Below are 19,046 nucleotides of genomic sequence, written 5' to 3'. Positions count from 1 at the left end.
GAGTGAAGCGACCCAGGCGAGACTTGTGCTCTGTGAGTGCATAGCGAGACCGGGGAGAGAAGCGACCCAGGCGAGACTTGTGCTCTGTGAGTGCATAGCGAGACCGGGGAGTGAAGCGACCCAGGCGAGACTTGTGCTCTGTGAGTGCATAGCGAGACCGGGGAGAGAAGCGACCCAGGCGAGACTTGTGCTCTGTGAGTGCATAGCGAGACCGGGGAGTGAAGCGACCCAGGCGAGACTTGTGCTCTGTGAGTGCATAGCGAGACCGGGGAGTGAAGCGACCCAGGCGAGACTTGTGCTCTGTGAGTGCATAGCGAGACCGGGGAGTGAAGCGACCCAGGCGAGACTTGTGCTCTGTGAGTGCAACCGGAGCGGCTTCGGGTAAATGCCACCGTTCACTCTTTCACAACGTTTCTAAAGAGAGGTGACATCCATGGCTCGTCCACGCAACCGTCTGCTGGTTCCGGGTTGTGCCCAGGCCATCGAAGATATGAAAGTGGAAATTGCCCGCGGGTTCGGTGTGCAACTCGGCCCTGACCAAACCGCCCGTGCCAACGGTTCCGTAGGTGGTGAAATCACCAAACGTCTGGTCGGGTTGGCGGAACAACAAATCTGAGACTCATGGGGATGCTCCCCCTCTATTTTCCCTTTTGACAAGATTTTGGATCCGGGGATCTCTCCGGTATGAAAGCACCCCCTGCCTGAGAAGGCAGGGGGTGTCAAATTCAGATATGGCAGGAAGATTGTCCCCGTTTTTGGAGGTAACGTTGGTGATACTCTTCCGCCCGATAAAACGGACCGGCCGGTTCAATCTGGGTTACGATGGGATCCTTCCATTTACCGGACGCTTCCAACTCCTTCTTCGATTTTTCGGCGATTTCCTTCTGTTCCGGCGTGTGGTAAAAAATGACGGAACGGTACTGACTCCCGATGTCCGGTCCCTGCCGGTTCAAAGTGGTGGGATTATGATTGTCCCAGAAGATTTGGAGAAGTTCCTCATAGGAAACAACCGACGGGTCGTACTCCAGGTCCACCACTTCAGCGTGTCCCGTTCGATTGGTGCAGACTTCCTCATAAGTGGGATTTTCCTTCGTTCCCCCCATATATCCAACGGCGGTGGAGGTCACACCGTCCACTTTGCGGAACAGCTCCTCCACCCCCCAAAAACATCCGGCTCCGAATGTGGCACGTGCCATCCAGATGCACTCCTTTCCACCACCGATGGTTGAACCACCGGCTGCTCTTTTACTTATCGTACCCGAGAAGGCGCTCCTTCTGCAATCCCCGTCCCCTTCCCCGTAGCCTTCCCTCCGAAAACGGGTTTCAACATAGCGTTCAAGCCATAGAAGTATTGTGAAAAAGTGAACGGCGGTATTTACCCGAAGCCGCTCCGGCTGCACTCACAGAGCACAAGTCTCGCCTGGGGTCGCTTGCGCTCCCCGGTCTCGCTATTTTCACCCATCCCGTCAATCGGCTGGGCCAAGAAGGATCCGAGTCCTCTGCGTCTTCACCACCTGTCTGGAGGAACACATTGAGAAAACCGTGGTTAAAAATACCGTGAAGTATCCCGGGTCAAACGCCTGAGGACCTCCTCCGCTTCCCCGACCACTTTGCGGATCAGATCTTCTGCGGTACCTCGCCTGGACAGGCGCAACCCCTGACCGGCCCAGAGACTCATCAGTTCCGGGTCACGGTTCAGGGCGGCGGCTTTCCGGATGTCCCGCGTGAGAGCGTTTTGTACGGGATAGGGGGGCAATGTTCGTTCTCGTGAGGAAAGGTCCTGAATCAATCGGTTCCGGATCCCCCGTGCCGGTTTCCCGGAGAACGCCCGGGTCACGACGGTGCTTTCCTCCGTTCCCGACAGGATTTTTTCCTGATGCACCGGGTGGGCACCGCTCTCTTCACAGGTGAGAAACGCTGTCCCCAACTGCACCCCTTCCGCCCCGAGGGCCAGGGCGGCCGCCAGTCCGCGGCCGTCCATCACCCCTCCGGCTGCGATAACCGGCACCTTCACCTGGTCCGCGACCTGGGGCACCAGTGCCAGGGTCCCCACCATCGCCCGGTCACTGGGACCGGCAAAGGTCCCACGGTGGCCCCCTGCTTCCGCTCCCTGGGCCACAACAAGATCCACTCCCGCTTTTTCCAGGAGTTGCGCCTCCCTGACCGTGGTGGCGGTCCCGATCAAGGTGGTTCCCATCTCCCGGAAGCGCTTCAACCACCGCTCCTCCGGAATGTCAAAGGTGAAACTGAACACCGGAACCCGTTCCTCCATCAGCACTTGGATCTGTTCCTCAAAGGACTCCGCGAAATTCGCCGGCTCCTGCCGCTTCAGTCCGAGCTCTTCCCTGTAGGGATCCAGGAGTTCCTGCGAGCGGCGGACTTCCTTCGGAGACGGTTTGACGGCTTCCGTCACCAAGAGGTTGACGGCGAAAGGCTTCGAGGTCCGGCTCCGGATTTCCCGAACCGCCCCCCGGATCCCTTCCGGGGAGAGGTAACCCGCCCCCAGGGTTCCGAGCCCCCCGGCTTCGGACACCGCCGCCACCAGTTCCGGGGGTGTCGCGCCTCCGGCCATCCCGGCCTGAATCACGGGATAACGGATGTTCAACCGTTTCGTTACCCGGTTTTGTTTCCACATCGCTCCCATCCCTCCCTGTTCTTATTAACGGGTGGAACCCATCCGCCTTTTCACCCGCCATCGGTTTTTCAGGATTTCCATTCGTGGATCTGTTCGCTGAGATGCCGGATTCGGCGCTCCAGGGCTTTTTTCTCCTCTTCTCCTTCCGGCTCTTCTTCCGCCATCAGACGGGTCCGCTCCAGCTCCAGGAACCGGAGCCGTCGGTCGGTCTCCGGATCGGGACGCTCGGCCCGTTCCCTGAACCCGGTCCGATACTCCCGGTAACTTCCCGGATAGACCTCCACCTTTCCTCCCTTAAGAAAGGCCACTTTGTTGGACACCCGGTCCAGGAGATACCGGTCATGGGATACGATCACCAACGTGCCCGGATACTCGAAGAGGGCTTCTTCAATCCGCTCCCGGGTGGAAATATCGAGGTAATTGGTCGGTTCATCCATCACCATCAGATCCACCCCGGAGACGTACAGTTTGACAAAGGCCACCCGGCATCGCTCCCCCACGCTAAGCTGTCCGATCTTCCGATGGACCTCTTCCTGACGGAAGAGAAAAGCGGCCAGGATGTTGCGGGCCTCTGCCTGCTTCATACCGGGCAGGGGAAGAAGGCTCTCCAGAATGGTTTCATCGGGGTGAAGCTCCTCCAACTCCTGGGCAAAATACCCCACTTTCATCTTCGGATGCCGGATGATCTCCCCTTTTACGGGCTCCAGCTTTCCGGCCATCAGTTTCAGGAGGGTGCTTTTCCCGCTTCCGTTGCGACCGGACACCGCGAGCCGATCGCCGCGGTTGACGGTCAGGGTGACGTCCCGTAGAACCGGCTCCTCCCCATAGGTGAAAGCAGCCTTCGTCATCCGGATCAACGTGCGGGATCCGAAGTCACTCCCATCGAACCGCACCCGGATCCGGGGATCCTCCCCGGGTCGCTCCCCCATTTCCCGTTCCAGGCGTCCAAGCGCCTTCTCTTTCGCCTTGGACCGGGTCTGATGTTTGGTCGCCTTTTTCTTGTAGAAGGGATTCCGCTCCCCTGCCGCAGCATGGGCCCGGTTAAACCACTCACGGTAACGTCGGATTGACTCTTCCAGCTTTCGCCTCTCCCGCTCCTGCTTTCGGTAAAGGGCTTCCTGTTCCCGTCGCTCCCGTTCCCTCTCTCTGGAAAAGTCGGAATAGCCGCCCCGGTAAGAGCGGCTCCCTTCCGGCGTCAATTCCACGGTGGTGTGGGCCACCCGATCGATGAATGCCCGGTCGTGGGAGACGATCAGGCAGGCTCCCTTAAACCCCGTCAACCAATCCGTCAGCCAGTCCAGGGTCTCTTCATCCAGATGGTTGGTCGGTTCATCCAACAGGAGAAAGGCCGGGTCCCGGACCACGAGTCGGGCCAGTTGAGCCCGTGTCTTCTGTCCCCCGCTCAATCCTTCGAAAGGAATTCCCCACTCCCTCCGGGAAAAGCCCATTCGCTTCAGAACCACTTCCGTTTCCCGTTCCCATTCGTAACCCCCCGCCGATTGGTACTGTTCCTGCACCGCCGCGTAGGCCGGCAGAAGCTCCTCCATCGTCCCTTCGTCCGCGTGGGAAAGCCGCCTTTCCAGGTGTTTCAATTCCGTTTTCAAGGCGTTTTTTTCCGGATCGCCGGCACGGACCAGTTCCAACAGGGGGATCCCCGACGGCACCGGCTCTTTTTGCTCCACCATGCCCCACCGGCTGACGGGCCATCGTCGATGAATCGAGCCCCGGTCCGGAGGGAGCTTGCCCACAAGACACTCCAACAGGGTCGTTTTTCCCACCCCGTTCCGTCCGATCAGGGCGACCCGCTCCCCTTCCCGGATTTCCAGGTCCACATGGTCGAACACCGGCCGGCCGTCCCGTTCCACTTTCAACCCTTCCGCTTTCAGCACATACATAAAATCCCTCCGAAACCCGTTTTCGACTGACGGCAGGTGCCGTCTCCGCCTGCACGGGTTCGGAGGGCCGTTGATGCAAAAAAGCTCGACGGGAAAACAAGGCAGGAAACTGCTCACCCCGAAAGCTTCCCCGTACGATTTTGAATTCACCGGAGTCCCGTCCAACGGGCACACCCGTCCCGACCGCTCCGCCCGCAGACGGAGAAAAGCACCGTATTTCAATGGTTACGGTCTTACCGGTCGAAACGCATGTCGATCCTTTTGATACCTCCGCTTGGTAAGATGAATTGATTATATCGTTTTTATCCGTGAATGGAAAGTCCCCAATGGGTGGTGGGTGATGTACCAAGGAAGAATTGCGAAAGCGGTATAGCTGAGAATGTTGGGGACCGGTGCTCCCCGTCAAAACACCCATATCGCCGACTTTACTGTCAACAAGGTTTTACAACGCAATGGACAGGGAAATCTATTGGGTGACACTGACACAAAACGGAGGAAGAGAATATGGCTAAAAAAGTGCTATTCATCATGACCAACCACGATCAGGTGGATCCGGAACATCCGACCGGGGTTTGGTTGGAGGAGTTTGCGGTTCCTTACGAAGAATTCAAAGCGAAGGGATACGAAATCAAAGTCACCAGCCCAAAAGGCGGCGAGGTTCCGATCGATCCCCATTCTGAAACGGATGAGACCCGTGGAAAATGGAAAGATGCCCGGGAAGCGATGCAGGATACGGCCAAACTGAGTGAAGAGGACGGCGAAGGCTTTGACGCCGTTTTCCTGCCCGGAGGACACGGCACCATGTTTGATTTTCCAAACGATCCGGTGGTCCAGAAGGTATTGAACCGTTTTGCTGAAGAAAGACGTGTCATCGGATCGGTTTGCCACGGGCCTTCGGGATTGGTCAACGTTCATCTGGACAACGGAACCCCGCTGGTGGCCGGCCGTAAAGTGACGGCTTTTACCAATGAGGAAGAAGACGACACCGGATTGAAAGAACAGATGCCTTTTCTGCTGGAGTCGAAACTCCGCGAACAAGGAGCGAAGTTTATGAAAGGTGACAAATGGGCCGATTTTACGGTCCGGGATGAATATCTCATCACGGGACAAAACCCCCAATCCAGTCGGAGTGCGGCTAAAAAAGTGATTGAAGCACTCGAAGAATAAAAAAGCGTTCCCGAAACCCACCCCCACTTGAGTCATCCCAGCTCAAACGGGGGGTTGCTTATGGACTGCCGGGGGAATCCCACCCCGAGACAACGGGGGCGACAAAGAGGCAAAAGGATTCGATGCACTGCAATGAAAGCCGGAGCGGGGAGTATCAACAGAAACTCCAACAGGAGCAGGAAAGGCTCCGGGAATTGGAGCGGCAGTCCCCTTAACCCTGAAGGGCACCTGTTAAAGCAAGCGGCATACCCCGCAGCGAAAAGGGGGTTCCGGATGGGTCCCATTCCCGGCCGGTCCTTGCCATTCTTTGGGCATCCGAACCTCAAAATCGATCACCCGGCTTCCGGAAAGAGACGCCTCAAAGTTCGGTGAAAATCCCTCTTCAAAAAAGGAAGATTCCCATTTATTCTAGAATGGTATGATGACACTGGCTGATACGGAAACGGGGGAGGAACGAGAAACAATGAAATGCAGCAGCTGTCAGACACCTGTGTCCAAAGGGGATAAATGGCTGAGTGGAGTGATCGGTCTGGAGGCCGGTTTGATGCTGGAGTGCCTTTGGATCCTCAGCGGAGCCTACCTGGGATGGACGCTCCCTTTCGGCGTCCGTGAAGGAGTCAGTTTTGCCGTCGGGGTCCTCGTGATCGTGTTGCTCCTCCGCAAGTTGAAAACCACTCCCTGCCCCGGATGTCCGCGCATGAAGCATACGGCATAACAACGTATCCCCGCGGCTTTTCTTGTACATATAAGCAAGAACAACCCGGACGGATTCTCCGTCCGGGTTGTTTGTTTCTCCTCTTATTTTCAAACCAGATAAGAGATCTTTTCACCATTTATTCGGGCAAAAAGGCCAGCTGGAGAATAAACAGCACCATAAACAGGTACAGGAGGGGATGGACGTCTTTTCCCCGGCCCCGCGCCAGTTTCAAAAGCGGATAGGTGATAAACCCGAAGGCGATCCCCGTTGCGATGCTGAAGGTGAGCGGCATGCTCAGCATGACGATGAAGGCGGGAAAGGCTTCATCGAAGTCCTCCCACTTCACTTTGGCCAGCCCGGCCATCATAAAACAACCGACGATGATCAAGGTCGGAGCGGTGATGGCCGGAAGTGCGGCCACCTGGGCCACCAACGGCTCGAAAAAGAGCGTTCCCAAGAGAAGGAGGCTGACCACGACGGCGGTGAAACCGGTCCGCCCTCCAGCGGCCACACCCGCGCTGGACTCGATATAGGCGCTGGTCGGACTGGTACCCATCACGGCTCCGGTGGTCATCCCGACCGCATCCGCCAGAAGAGCCGACTTCATCCGGGGAAACTTCCCGTCCTTGGTCAGTCCCGCCTGTTCCGCCACGCCGATCATGGTCCCGGTGGTGTCAAACAGGGTCACCAGGAGGAACGCAAAGATAACGGCGTACAATCCATGCTCGAACACCTGCGGAAGGGAATCGACGGCGGCCCCGAAGGTTGGAGCCATGCTTGGCGGCAGTGTCACCCATCGTTGGGGCAGTTCAAAGAGACCGCTCATCCAGGCGCCCAGAGCCGTCAACACCATCCCCAGAAACAGGGCGCCCGGAACGCGGAGCGTCATCAGGACCAAGGTGACGAACAACCCGCAGAGGCTCAGAATGGTCATTGGAGAGTGAAAATCCCCCAGCCCCACCAGGTTCACCTCGTCACCGACGATGATCCCGGCGGATTTCAGTCCGATGAACGCGATGAACAACCCGATCCCCGCCGTGATTCCGAACTTCAGGCTGGAAGGGATGGCGTTGATCAGCCCTTCGCGGAAGCGGGTGACGGAGAGGATCAGAAAAAGGATGCCGGCCACCAACACCGCGCCCATTGCCGTTTCCCATCCGATCTTGCTCTGTCCCACCACGCTGAAGGCAAAGTAGGCATTCAAACCCATGCCCGGCGCGATGGCGATGGGGTAATTGGCGAAGAGACCCATGATCAGCGTACTGATCACGGAAGCCAGCACCGTCGCCACAAAAACGGCTCCAAAGTCCATCCCCGCCTTTTCCAGGATGGCCGGGTTGACCACCACGATGTACACCATCGTCAGAAAGGTGGTCAACCCCGCCAGCACTTCCCGACGAATATTCGTCCCTTTCTCGCTGAATGAGAAAAATCGGTCCATAAAATCGCCTCCTTAAACGGATAAAGACGAACATTTCAATCCCACAAAACATAATAATTCGTAAATCAAGTTTTTACAACCCCTTTTCCCATCTTTCTCCCCCGTCCCGACCGTGTTTATTCGCCGAAAATTTCGGGGAACGGGAACTTCGCAAGGAACTGAAAAAAGCCCTGGATCAAGCCGGGATCGAAATCCCGTACCCGACCCGGACTTTCATCCAACGTTCGGAAACTTAATAAGTCCGCCGTCCCGCCCCGTCCGCCGGACGGGGCTTCCCCGTGAATAACCGCCTTCTTCTCCGCATAAAAACAAAATGATCGAGTTCCGACACACAAAAGAAAAGGGGAGGGCGCACATGAATCGGATGCCGGAGTTTGTGATGGGGTTGATCGGAGGGATCTTCGGGTGCGGACTGGCCCTGTTGATGATCATCGGGGGATGGTTCGGTTCGATGGCGATCGGCAGCGAAACGGAGTTCCTCACTTCCGCGGAAACCTCCTTCGCACTGGTTGCAGGTATCTTGCTTCTGATTTTATCGGGAGCCACCATCGGCGTCTCCATTCCCGCGGTGATCCGGAAAAACCGCGTTCTGAGCGGAACCGTCAACCTGATCACCGGAATCCTGGGCTTTTTTTTGGCCACGTTTGTCTGGCTGACTCCCGGGATCCTGATTCTCGTGTCGGGCACTCTCTGTTTCCGCAGCGCTGAATCCGCTGCCGCCCCGCCCGATCCCAATCCGGAAGGGGAAGGCAGCCCGGACTCATCAAACGGGAAAACAATGAAATCCATTAAAACTTAATAATTGTTTAACTCCCGGTTAGCACTATCAGGATAGACTGAGAATCAGCGGTAACCCCCTTTACCGTATCCAGCATGATGGTCCATCCGCGGCATTCACACCGTGGACGGACCTCTTTTTTTTGCTCCTTTCTCCATTCTCCCCCCTCTTTGCTATAATGAAAGGGAACCCACGGCACCAGAGGAGGGAAGCATCTTGTATCACATGACCGTGTTCGATCAGGAAGGCAACAAACTGGTTGACGAAGCCCTCGAGGCAAAGAGCGATTCGGAAGCGAAGGAAAAGGGACAAGCCATCCTCCGGGAAAAAGAGTATTCGCACCTCCCCTACCGCATCGTCCACCGCTCGGGCCGCCTGGTGGAATTTTTGAGTCACAAAGCCAAAAAAGCCAAAGCCGAAGCTTAATTCGCTGCCCGATGTGTCAATGTTCGGGCATTTAAAAACCGGGGCAAAGGTTTCCCCGGTTTTTTTTGGTATTCATCTCCTCCCGGACCGGAAAAGGGCATTAACCGGCGGTGATTACCTCGGCATGGACTGCCAGTTCCACGTTTCCGCGCAATGCATTGGAGATCATGCAGGATTGTTCCGCTTTCTCAGTGAAGGCTTCCGCCTCTTTCACCTGTTCCGGGGTGACACCCGCCCCAAGAACCACATGGGGGCGGTGGGTGACACTCTCAAATTGAAGCCGTCCCCGGTTTTCACTCACTACACCTTCCGTTTCCAGGGAGAGTTTTTCCACGGGGATCTGCTTCCGTTCCAGCATCGCCGCCAGAGTGATAAGGTAACAGGTGGCGGCGGCTCCGATCAGCATCTCGTCGGGGTTGGTCCCCACTCCCGGCCCCCCCATTTCCTTCGGGATGGAGATCTTGGTGTTGAGGTTGCCGGCAGAGATCACCCCTTCGGAATTCCGTCCGCCGTTCCAGTCCGCCTTCAGATGAAAATGATGCCGGTTCATCATCATCCCTCCTCCTTTATGTACACGGTTTAACGTACACCGGTTTATCCACCCGTGTAAAGTCGGAAAAGCCGCCGGTTGCTCCGGCGGCTTTCCGGGTGCCTTTCCGATCAAGATTCGGCAAGGCGCTTGATGAAGGCTTCCGTCTCCCGACAGATCCTTTCTTTATCATTGTCCAAGGTGGCCACGTGATAGGAGTTCTCCAGTTCGGCGAGGGTTTTGTCGCCGCTCTTGAGATTCTCGTAGATGAAACGGGAATTGTCGGGGGGGACCACATGATCCTCTTTGGAGACCAGGATCAGGGCCGGGCAGTGGATAGCGGGGACCTTTTCCCGGGTCACTTCCATGAATTTAACGATTTCCCTGACGGATTTCAGCGGGGTCTTTTCATAGGCCAACTCTTGAACCCCTTCCGCTTTGATGTCGGAGCCGATCGCATCCAGGAAACGGGGTTCTTCCATTTGGGCCACCTGTTCCAGCTGGTCCATCTTCATGGCCGCGTTGATCAGCACGATCCCCTTGGTCTCAGGATATTGGCGGGCCAAATGGAGGGCCAGCGTTCCGCCCATCGACAGGCCGACGACAAAAACCTCGGAGCAGGTCTCTTTCAACTTGCGGTATCCCTCATCGGAAGATTCGATCCAATCCTCATAAGTGGTGTTTTCCATTTCCTCATAGTGAGTCCCGTGTCCCTTGAGCCGTGGGCCGTGTACCGTGAAACCGCATTTCGCCAAATGCTCTCCCAATCCCCGCATGCTCTGGGTGGTCCCGGTAAATCCATGCTGGATCAGTATTCCAATGTCATTGCCCGGAAAGTAAAAGGGTTCCGCCTCTTTCATGACGGTGTAGGTCTGAGTCATGCATGACAACCTCCCTGTTGGTTGGAATGGTGACTTCTTTGTCCATTCACCACCCGGGAAGAGAATTCCTCTTTTAAGCTCCGGCTCCGGTGTCGGGGCTTGTGGGTTTCTTGAGCCCTTTTTCCACCTTGTAAATGTTCTCGATATAATCCTCTGTCTCTTCCTTCACTTCTTTGCTCATAAAGAGGAGCGCGATCATGTTGGGGACCACGATCATGGCGAGCAGGATGTCGAGGAACTGCCAGACGAATTTCAGTCCGCCGACAGCACCCACGAACATGGAGAGAATGTACACGACGCGCATGATTTTGGAAAACGTCAGGCCGAAGAGGTATTCCGCCTGCTTCTCCCCGTAAAAAATCAGCACGCCGACGGTGGTCATCACAAAGATCAACAGAAAGACGGAAACAAATATGCTGCCGGCGGTCTCTCCCATGAGCTGGCCGAAGGCCAACGGCACCGCGTTGGCCAGGGCCGCTTCCCCGCCTTCCGCGTTCACTTGGGTCCAGGTGCCGGCGGTCAGAACGGCCAGTCCGCTCATGGTGCAAATCACCAGCGTGTCGACAAAGACGCTGAACACCCCCCACAACCCCTGCCGGGCCGGGTGGTCAGTCTGTGCCGTGGCGTGGGCAATCGGCGCCGTCCCCATCCCTGCCTCATTGGAGTAAGCTCCGCGGGCCATTCCCCAGCGAAGGGCCATCGCTATGCCCGCACCGGCAAAGCCGCCGGTCGCGGAAATCGGGGTGAAGGCGTGGGTGAAGATATCCGCAATCACGGCGGGCAACCGGTCCGCATGGATCAGGACGACGCCGGTGGCACCAATCAAGTAGACAATCACCATGAAGGGAACGATCTTTTCGGCCACGTTCCCGATCCGCTTGACGCCTCCGAACACGACGATGGCCGTCAGGATGGTGATGATGATCCCCGTCACGACGGGATCCCAGCCGAATGCCGTTTTGACGGTGCTGGAAATGGAATTGGACTGAACCATGGAACTCGGAATCACTTCCACCATCAGGCCGAAGGCGAACAGCACCGCCAACCACTTCCAGCCGAGTCCCTTTTGAATGTAGTACATGGGCCCGCCGACGAAATGACCTTCTTCGTTTTTCTCCCGGTACTTCACACCGAGGAGAATCTCGCTGTATTTGCTGGCCATGCCAATCAGGGCAACCGCCCACATCCAGAACATGGCCCCGGGTCCGCCGATGGCGATAGCGACACCCACCCCGACGATGTTGGTCGCCCCCGCCGTCGACGCCAGGGCCGAAGTGAACGCCTGGAAGGGCGTCAAGGTTCCTTCCAGGTGGTCGGTGTTTTTCCGGATCCTTCCGACCGTTTGGGCCATGGCATGCGCAAAGTACCGGAATTGGAAAAATTTCAGCCGGATCGTGAGAAAAAGCCCTCCTCCCAGAAGAAGGATGATCATGGGCGGTCCCCAGATCCAGGCGGAGATCTCGGCTACCCATTGACTGATCAAGTCCACTCGCATCTCTCCCTTTTTGCAGGAGTCTATACCCCACCATGATAATATCTAAAGTTATACCCGTCAAACTTATCTGTCAAACGAAAAAAATCAAATAACGGAAACCAGCCGGAAAAGGATTCTCCTCCCTTTCCGGCTGGTTTTTTTGACGGATTCAACCGCCGAATTTTCCCTTCAAATAACGGATGTAGGGCTGAATCGCAAGGGCGGAACCCGTAGCCCGTTTCGTCAATTCCTCCGCGGTGTACTTCGACCCGTGGCGGTAAATGTTTTCCGTCAACCACCCCCGCAAGGTGTCAAAATTCCCCTGACGGATCTCACCGGGAATTTCAGGGTGGTCGGAAAGCGCCGCTTCAAAGAACTGGGCGCTAAGGATATTCCCGATCGTATAGCCCTGGAAGACCCCGCCGATGGTGTCGGCATACCAGTGAACATCCTGGAGCACTCCATCCCGGTCACCGGGGGGGGCGACCCCCAGGTCCTGCCGGTATCGCTCCCGCCAGGCTTCGGGCAGGTCTTTCACCGCCAACGTTCCTTCCAGCATCGCCAGTTCCAGATCGAAACGGATCATAACGTGGAGGTTGTAGGTGAGCTCATCGGCATCGGTCCGGATCAGGGAGGGCTGAACTTTGTTCACGGCGTGGTAGAAGGTATCCAAGGGGACACCCCCCAGCTGGTCCGGAAACACCCGTTGCAGCTCCGGGTAAAAATGCTCCCAGAAACCCCGGCTGCGCCCAACGATATTTTCCCAGAGGCGGGACTGACTTTCGTGGACCCCGGAGGAGGTGCCGCCGGCGAGGGGGGTCCCTTCGTACTCTCTTTGGATCCCCTGTTCATACATCGCATGTCCCGCTTCGTGGATGGTGCTGAACAAGCCCTCCCCCAGATCGTTCTCCTTCAGCCGGGTGGTGATCCGTACATCCCCGAGGGAGAACTTCGTCATGAAGGGATGATGGGTCTTGTCCTGGCGTCCCCGGCTGAAATCGTATCCCAGGCGTTCGATCACCTTCAGTCCGAATTTCCACTGATCCGCTTCGGGATACTGTTTCTTCAGACAGGAATCGTCCGCCGGCTCCCTGTCGGTCACCGATTTCACCAGGGGAACCAATTCCCGGCGGAGTTCGGCAAAGAGCTTTTTCAGTGTGGATGCTTTCATTCCCTCGTCGGAAAAAGCGATCAGGGGATCGGCGATGTGTTCGTACCCGGGAAAGTAATCGGCCATTCTCCGGCTGTACTCCAAGGTTTTTTCGAGATAAGGAGCCACCCTGGAAAAATCGTCGGCCGGACGGGCTTCCGTCCAGGCTTGGTAGGATTCTGCCGTATGAGCGGTGAACTCCGCCATAAATTCGGCGGGCACCCGGGAAGCTTTCTCAAATTTCCGGCACGCCGCCCGGATCAGTCCGGCCTCGTCGGAATCGTACGGCAGGCTCTCCCCGTAGGGAATCAGCTCTTCCAACAGCCTCCCGATTTTGGGATCGGTCATTTTTTCATGGGCCAACTTCTCCAGGACCGCCATCTGGCGCCCCCTGGCCTTCGCCCCCCCTTTGGGCATGTAGGTGGACTGATCCCAATGCAACAGAGCAGCTACATTTTCGAGATCATACACTTCCGATAATAGCGCTTTCAACTCTTTCAGCTTCGCTTCCATCCCGAACCTCCTTGTTGTCCTTACGGAAAAGACTTTTAAGAAATGTCGTGATTCCATGTTACTCCGGAAAAAGGCGGAAAATCAATGAGTAACGGGTATTCCTCGGCAAATGCGGGGTTCCCGTTGGGACAGGCACCAAGCTCGACCGCTTTGCTATACATATTCCATCACGGGTTCTATCATTTCAGAGAGAGAGGAGAAGACGGATGAGAGAAAGATTTGTTCCGGTAGAATACCAGTGCCTCCAATGCAAAAAGCGCTTTTTAATGACGGAGTACCCCGCGGATTGCTGTTGGTTCTGCGGAAGCCCCGACATTGTGGACCGACGTTTTTTAAAGAAAAGGAAGGAAAGGTAAAAGATCCGGGTCGCCCACTCAAAAAACCAACCCTTTCCGGTTGGTTTTCATGATGAAGGTGGCATCGGCGTGGACTCCACCGGCGATTTCAATGGATATCCCGTTTTTTGAACCGACCGCCTTTGACATCATGGATGTCGCCAATGGCCAAAAAGGCGCCCGGATCGATATCTTCCACGATGGACTTCAGCTTGGCTTCCTCCAGACGGGTGACGATACAGAAAATCACTTTCTTGTCATCCCCGGTATAGGCCCCTTCTCCTTGGAGGTAAGTCACCCCCCGGCCCAACCGGTGCAACAGGGCGTCTCCGATTTCTTCGTGCTGATCGCTGATAATCCACACCGATTTGGTTTCATCGAACCCTTCGATGGTCAGGTCAATCATTCTAAACGCAATGAAATAGGCCATCAGCGAATACATGGCGCGGTCCCAGCCGAAGACAAAACCGGCGCTCCCCAGGATGAACAAATTCATGAACATGACCGTTTCACCGACGGATAAGGGGAGCCGTTTGTTGAACATAATGGCCAGAATCTCCGTTCCGTCCAGCGATCCCCCGTACCGGATCACCAGCCCCACTCCGATACCGAGAATCACACCCCCAAAGACCGCGGCCAACAAGGGATCGTTCGTCACGGGTTCCGCGGAGTGGAGGAGATAGGTCCCCACGGAAAGCACGGAAACCCCGAAAAGAGTGGAAAAAGCGAAGGTCTTGCCGATCTGTTTATACCCAAGGAAGAAGAACGGAAGATTGAGGAAGAACAGAAACAGTCCCAACGTGATTTGGGTCAAGTGAGACAAGATGATGGCAACCCCGACGATCCCGCCGTCGATCACCCGGTTGGGAACGAGGAAGATTTCCAGCCCGACCGCCACCAGCATGGCTCCCACCAGGATCATGATGGTCCGTTTCAGCACTTTCCCCGGAGTCAATCGTTTATGGTCTTTTTTTTCGGCTGTCAATGATCCACCTCTTCTCTCTCAACGTTAATATGGAAGACAGGGGCAGGCCGAACGTCGGACGAAGGGGCCCGTTTGCCGGAGGACAACCGGCCCTGTCCGAACAAGGGAAAGGTGGAGCCCGCCTCCCACTGTTTTCTTCACTTTATTGTAGCAAAAATAACTTGGACCGATACCGCAAACCTTGCCGAAGCATGCGATATTCAAGCCAACATCAACAATTTTCATCAAAAGTTGAGAAATTTTATTTTTTATACTGACAAAAGGCGTTATTTTGTTTATAGTGATAATAGTTTCACAATTGGAAGCGTTATGAAAAAGTGAGCGGCAGCATTTACCCAAAGCCGTCCGGCTGCACTCACAGAGCACAAGTCTCGCCTTGGGTCGCTTGCCTCCCCGGTCTCGCTATGCACTCACAGAGCACAAGTCTCGCCTGGGTCGCTTGCCTCCCCGGTCTCGCTATGCTGTCCTGCAGAGATGGTTGCACTGTCCGCTCCGCTGGGCAAGACAGCAAAGTCGCTATTTTGGGTAAACGCTTCCCCTTTTCTCGAAACGAACATGAAATCACAACGCTTTTAGGAGGGATTGGATCATGAACCGTTGGCTCACCGGCTTCGCCATTTCCGCGGCCCTGATCTTCACGTCCATTCTGCCCGGCGGTGCCGGGGCGGTTTCCGCGGACAACGGAAAAACCATCCGGGTGCTGATCGACGCCAATCAATTGTCCGTGCTGAAGAAAACCTACGGGGTTCGGCACGACCTGGGGAAAAGCGGCTTCACAACCGAGGTGTCCACTGCTCAATATCAGACCCTGAAAGCGTTGGACGGGGTGAACGTCACCCCCGTCGGCAAAGTGCGATTGCCGGATGATCTGCTGGAAGCCGACCGGACGGCGACTCCCTCCGATCAAACGCCTTGGGGAATCGAAGCGATCTACAACAACCCATCGATTTCCTCCACCAGCGGAGGGGACGGCGTCCGGGTGGCGGTTCTGGATACCGGAGTGAAAATCGATCATCCGGATCTCACCGGCCAGGCGGAACAGTGTAAAGACTTCACCGGTCTTCTCGGACGGGTGGACGGCCGCTGCACAGACCTCAATGGCCACGGGACCCACGTCTCCGGAACCATCCTGGCCAACAGCGGCTCCGACGGTCAGGGCATCTGGGGGGTCAGCCCGGGTGCCAAACTGTGGGCCTACAAAGTGTTGGGGGATGCAGGCATCGGCTTTTCCGACGACATCGCCGCCGCCATCCGCCATGCCGCCGATGAAAGCAGCCGTCTGGGTGTGAAGACGGTCATCTCCATGTCCCTCGGCTCCTCCGGCAAAGACGACCTGATCGCCGAGGCCGTCACCTATGCGGTGAACAAAGGCGTCCTGGTGGTGGCCGCCGCCGGCAACGACGGCCCCGACGAAGACACCATCGGCTACCCCGGCGGCCTTTCCAACGCCGTCGCCGTGGCTGCTCTGGAAAACGTCCAGGAAAACGGCACCTACCGCATCGCCGACTTCTCCTCCCGGGGCAACCCCGCCACCGACGGGGACTATGTGATCACGGAGCGGGATGTGGAAGTCTCGGCGCCGGGACGGTCCATCGAGTCCACCTGGAACGACGGGACCTATCACACCATCAGCGGCACCTCCATGGCCACTCCCCACATCTCCGGGCTGGCGGCCAAACTGTGGGCGGACAACCCCTCCTGGAGCAACCAACAGCTTCGGAGCGAACTCCAAAACCGGGCCCAATCCAACGACATCCTGGGAGGGATCCATGCCGCCACCGGTGACGACATCGCCTCCGGCTTCGGCTTCCCCCGCGTGAAGTAGCATTCCGCTAAAAAACCGGCAGCCCTTCGGGGCCGCCGGTTTTTTTCATTTAAAGCCGGTTTTCCAGTTCCGCCAGGTTGGTCGCCGGAGTCCGGCAGGCGAAGTTTTCACAGACGTAGGCCGTCGCTTTTCCGTTCAGGGGCTGTTGCTCCGCAGTGAAGGGAACCAGCCGGGTCAAATCCTCTCCCTTGCCGACAGGGTTGTACAGAAGGACCGCTTCGGGGAGAAATTCCCGCTGGACATGGCGGAGCATGTTCCGGGTCAGTTCGTCCCCGTCCGGACCCGCGATGACGATCTCCTTCGGAGAACCTTGGAAAAACTGGACGGCCGTCAGGAAAAAGCTGTAGGCCATGGGCGCGTTGCCGATGGAACCCGCAAAGGCTTTGATCTGCCGGTCCGCCTGTTCCCGCAGCTCCGGATCCCCGGTAAGCCGGGCGAGGCGGGCCAGGTTGAGGGCGGCGACGGAGTTCCCCGAAGGGATGGCCCCGTCGTAGACTTCCTTGGTCCGGGTGATGAGTTTTTCCGCGTCCTTCCCGGTGAAATAGAGTCCGCCTTCCTCTTCGTCCCCAAAGAGTTCCAGCATCTCCCGGGTAATCTCCAGCGCCTGCCGGAGATGCTTGGGGCGGAAAGTGGCCTCGTACAGTTCGATCAATCCCCAGGTCAGAAAGGCATAATCGTCGAGGTATCCCGGGATGGCCGCTTCCCCGTCCCGGTAACGGGCCAACAGACGGCCGTTTTTGTTCCGCAGCTTTTCCAGAATGAATTCCGCCGAATTCGAGGCGGCTTCGGCGAACCGGTCCTCCCCCAGTACCCGGGCGCCTTTGGCCAGGGCGGCGATCATCAGCCCGTTCCAAGAGGTGAGGATTTTGTCATCCTTGTGGGGGTGGACACGTCCTTCCCGGGCCCGGAAGAGTTTCTCCCGGGATTCTTCCAGACGGCTCTTCAGATCTTCCACGGAGAGCCCGGTGCGTTCTGCATATCCTTCGAGGGACTGGTCGATCCGGTTCGGAATGCTCTTCCCTTCGAAGTTTCCCTCGGGTGTGATGTCATAGTACCCGGAGAAGAGTTCGCCTTCTTCTTCCCCGAGGACCTCGTTCACTTCCTCCGGTGTCCAGACGTAAAACTTCCCTTCCACTCCTTCCGAATCGGCATCTTCGGCGGAGTAGAACCCTCCTTCCGGGGAAGTCATGTCCCGGAGAACATAGGTGAAGATCTCCCGGGCGGTATCGGCGTAGGATTCGTCTCCGGTCGCCTGGTGAGTCTCCAGATAAGCATACACCAGCATCGCATTGTCGTACAACATCTTTTCGAAGTGGGGAACCAGCCACTTCCGATCCACCGAATAACGGGCAAATCCGTAGCCGATCTGGTCATAGATCCCGCCGCGTCGCATTGCGTCCAGAGTGTGTTCCACCATGGACAGGGCGAAGGGTTCTTTGTTTTCTTTCCAATACCGGAGGAGGAAGAGGAAATCATGAGGACGGGGGAACTTGGGTTCCTGTCCGAATCCGCCGTATTCGGGATCGTAGGTGGATTTGAAATGGCGGTAAGCCTCGTCCATCTCCTCCTTGCCCACCTCCCCCGCTTCCGTCACCTTCAGCTGGGTCTGCACAGCATGGGTGATCTTCCGCCCCGCGTCCTCCACTTTCTCCCGGTCGTCCTTCCAGGCCTGGGCCACCTGCTCCAGGATTTCCATCAGCCCCGGCCGCCCCTGGACCGCTTTTTTGGGATAGTAGGTCCCGGCGAAGAACGGTTTCTGCTCCGGAGTCATGATGATCGTCAACGGCCACCCCCCGTGCCCCGTCAGGGCCTGACAGACCGACATGTAAATGCTGTCCACATCCGGCCGCTCTTCCCGGTCCACCTTCACGGCGACATACTCCTTGTTCAGCAGATGGGCCACTTCCTCATCCTCGAAGGACTCCTTCTCCATCACATGGCACCAATGACATGTCGAAAGATAATCACAGCCCCTAAGGGCTACGAATAGCCGATCGACAAGAAGACGGGCTTGTCTTCCTTCTTTGCTTTCTCAAACGCCGCATCCCCCCAGGGAAACCAATCCACAGGGTTGTAGGCATGCTGAAGCAAATACGGCGATTTTTCATTGATCAGTCGATTCGGCTCACTCATTGGACCACCCCCTTCTTCGCATTGTTGGTACATCTTAACATATCACAGTATAACCAAAAACATGTTAACTCACTTTACCTTTCATAACTAGTACTGCTTTGAGCTATGCAATAACGGTGTAAGAATTCGTCGAATGGTGTCGGCTGACGAGCCGAAAAAGAGAATCACCCATCGCTGGATAC

Annotated in this window: 15 protein-coding genes and 1 pseudogene; 6 read left to right on the top strand and 10 right to left on the bottom strand. The window is 56.7% G+C overall.

Features of this window, described 5'->3' with window-relative positions:
* The first annotated feature begins 433 nt into the window (after positions 1-433).
* Positions 434-616, top strand: a complete 183-nt coding sequence (locus C8P63_RS17740; protein ID WP_108026476.1) for an alpha/beta-type small acid-soluble spore protein — start codon at positions 434-436, stop codon at positions 614-616.
* A 109-nt stretch (positions 617-725) separates the two neighbouring features.
* On the opposite strand, the gene msrA is transcribed toward C8P63_RS17740, so the two are convergent.
* From msrA to abc-f, 3 genes are all read right to left on the bottom strand, one after another.
* Positions 726-1,196, bottom strand: coding sequence for a peptide-methionine (S)-S-oxide reductase MsrA (msrA, locus tag C8P63_RS17735; protein ID WP_108026473.1), 471 nt, complete (start codon positions 1,194-1,196; stop codon positions 726-728).
* Positions 1,197-1,546: 350 nt separating this feature from the next.
* Positions 1,547-2,635, bottom strand: a complete 1,089-nt coding sequence (locus C8P63_RS17730) for an NAD(P)H-dependent flavin oxidoreductase (protein WP_108026470.1) — start codon at positions 2,633-2,635, stop codon at positions 1,547-1,549.
* A gap of 68 nt (positions 2,636-2,703) precedes the next feature.
* Positions 2,704-4,530 (bottom strand): ribosomal protection-like ABC-F family protein, encoded by a 1,827-nt coding sequence (gene abc-f, locus C8P63_RS17725; protein ID WP_108026467.1) that lies wholly within the window; start codon positions 4,528-4,530, stop codon positions 2,704-2,706.
* A 504-nt stretch (positions 4,531-5,034) separates the two neighbouring features.
* Between abc-f and C8P63_RS17715 the strand changes: the two genes are divergently transcribed.
* Positions 5,035-5,697, top strand: a complete 663-nt coding sequence (locus tag C8P63_RS17715) for a type 1 glutamine amidotransferase domain-containing protein (RefSeq protein WP_108026461.1) — start codon at positions 5,035-5,037, stop codon at positions 5,695-5,697.
* A 463-nt stretch (positions 5,698-6,160) separates the two neighbouring features.
* Positions 6,161-6,412: a hypothetical protein gene (locus C8P63_RS17710; RefSeq protein ID WP_146172208.1), complete on the top strand. Its 252-nt coding sequence runs from the start codon at positions 6,161-6,163 to the stop codon at positions 6,410-6,412.
* A gap of 118 nt (positions 6,413-6,530) precedes the next feature.
* On the opposite strand, the gene C8P63_RS17705 is transcribed toward C8P63_RS17710, so the two are convergent.
* The gene (locus C8P63_RS17705; protein ID WP_108026454.1) at positions 6,531-7,835 is read right to left on the bottom strand and encodes an NCS2 family permease; all 1,305 of its coding nucleotides are present in this window, start codon (positions 7,833-7,835) and stop codon (positions 6,531-6,533) included.
* A gap of 355 nt (positions 7,836-8,190) precedes the next feature.
* On the opposite strand from C8P63_RS17705, the gene C8P63_RS17695 reads away from it, so the two are divergent.
* Both C8P63_RS17695 and C8P63_RS17690 read left to right on the top strand, forming a co-directional pair.
* Positions 8,191-8,634 carry a hypothetical protein gene (locus C8P63_RS17695; protein ID WP_108026448.1) on the top strand — a complete coding sequence of 148 codons (444 nt, stop codon included), beginning with the start codon at positions 8,191-8,193 and terminating at the stop codon, positions 8,632-8,634.
* A gap of 204 nt (positions 8,635-8,838) precedes the next feature.
* The gene (locus tag C8P63_RS17690) at positions 8,839-9,039 is read left to right on the top strand and encodes a YhzD family protein (RefSeq protein ID WP_245921020.1); all 201 of its coding nucleotides are present in this window, start codon (positions 8,839-8,841) and stop codon (positions 9,037-9,039) included.
* Between the two features lie 100 nt (positions 9,040-9,139).
* Here the strand turns inward: C8P63_RS17690 and C8P63_RS17685 are convergent, their stop codons facing one another.
* From C8P63_RS17685 to C8P63_RS17665, 5 genes are all read right to left on the bottom strand, one after another.
* Positions 9,140-9,589 carry an SACOL1771 family peroxiredoxin gene (locus C8P63_RS17685; protein WP_108026481.1) on the bottom strand — a complete coding sequence of 150 codons (450 nt, stop codon included), beginning with the start codon at positions 9,587-9,589 and terminating at the stop codon, positions 9,140-9,142.
* Positions 9,590-9,699: 110 nt separating this feature from the next.
* Positions 9,700-10,449: an alpha/beta hydrolase gene (locus C8P63_RS17680; RefSeq protein WP_108026445.1), complete on the bottom strand. Its 750-nt coding sequence runs from the start codon at positions 10,447-10,449 to the stop codon at positions 9,700-9,702.
* A gap of 73 nt (positions 10,450-10,522) precedes the next feature.
* Positions 10,523-11,938, bottom strand: coding sequence for an alanine/glycine:cation symporter family protein (locus tag C8P63_RS17675; RefSeq protein ID WP_245921019.1), 1,416 nt, complete (start codon positions 11,936-11,938; stop codon positions 10,523-10,525).
* Positions 11,939-12,092: 154 nt separating this feature from the next.
* On the bottom strand, positions 12,093-13,586 hold the full coding sequence (locus C8P63_RS17670) for a carboxypeptidase M32 (RefSeq protein WP_108026439.1): 1,494 nt from the start codon (positions 13,584-13,586) through the stop codon (positions 12,093-12,095).
* A gap of 444 nt (positions 13,587-14,030) precedes the next feature.
* Positions 14,031-14,843 (bottom strand): YitT family protein, encoded by an 813-nt coding sequence (locus C8P63_RS17665; protein ID WP_108026479.1) that lies wholly within the window; start codon positions 14,841-14,843, stop codon positions 14,031-14,033.
* 652 nt (positions 14,844-15,495) lie between these two features.
* Here C8P63_RS17665 and C8P63_RS17655 point away from each other — a divergent pair.
* Positions 15,496-16,731: a S8 family peptidase gene (locus C8P63_RS17655; protein ID WP_108026433.1), complete on the top strand. Its 1,236-nt coding sequence runs from the start codon at positions 15,496-15,498 to the stop codon at positions 16,729-16,731.
* Positions 16,732-16,780: 49 nt separating this feature from the next.
* On the opposite strand, the pseudogene C8P63_RS17650 reads toward C8P63_RS17655, so the two are convergent.
* Positions 16,781-18,864: pseudogene (locus C8P63_RS17650) on the bottom strand (thioredoxin domain-containing protein).
* Positions 18,865-19,046: the final 182 nt, after the last annotated feature.

This window comes from Melghirimyces profundicolus (genome assembly GCF_003054245.1).
In the GTDB taxonomy this organism is placed as follows: Bacteria; Bacillota; Bacilli; order Thermoactinomycetales; family DSM-45169; genus Melghirimyces; species Melghirimyces profundicolus.
This window is presented reverse-complemented; position numbering and strand designations above follow the sequence as displayed.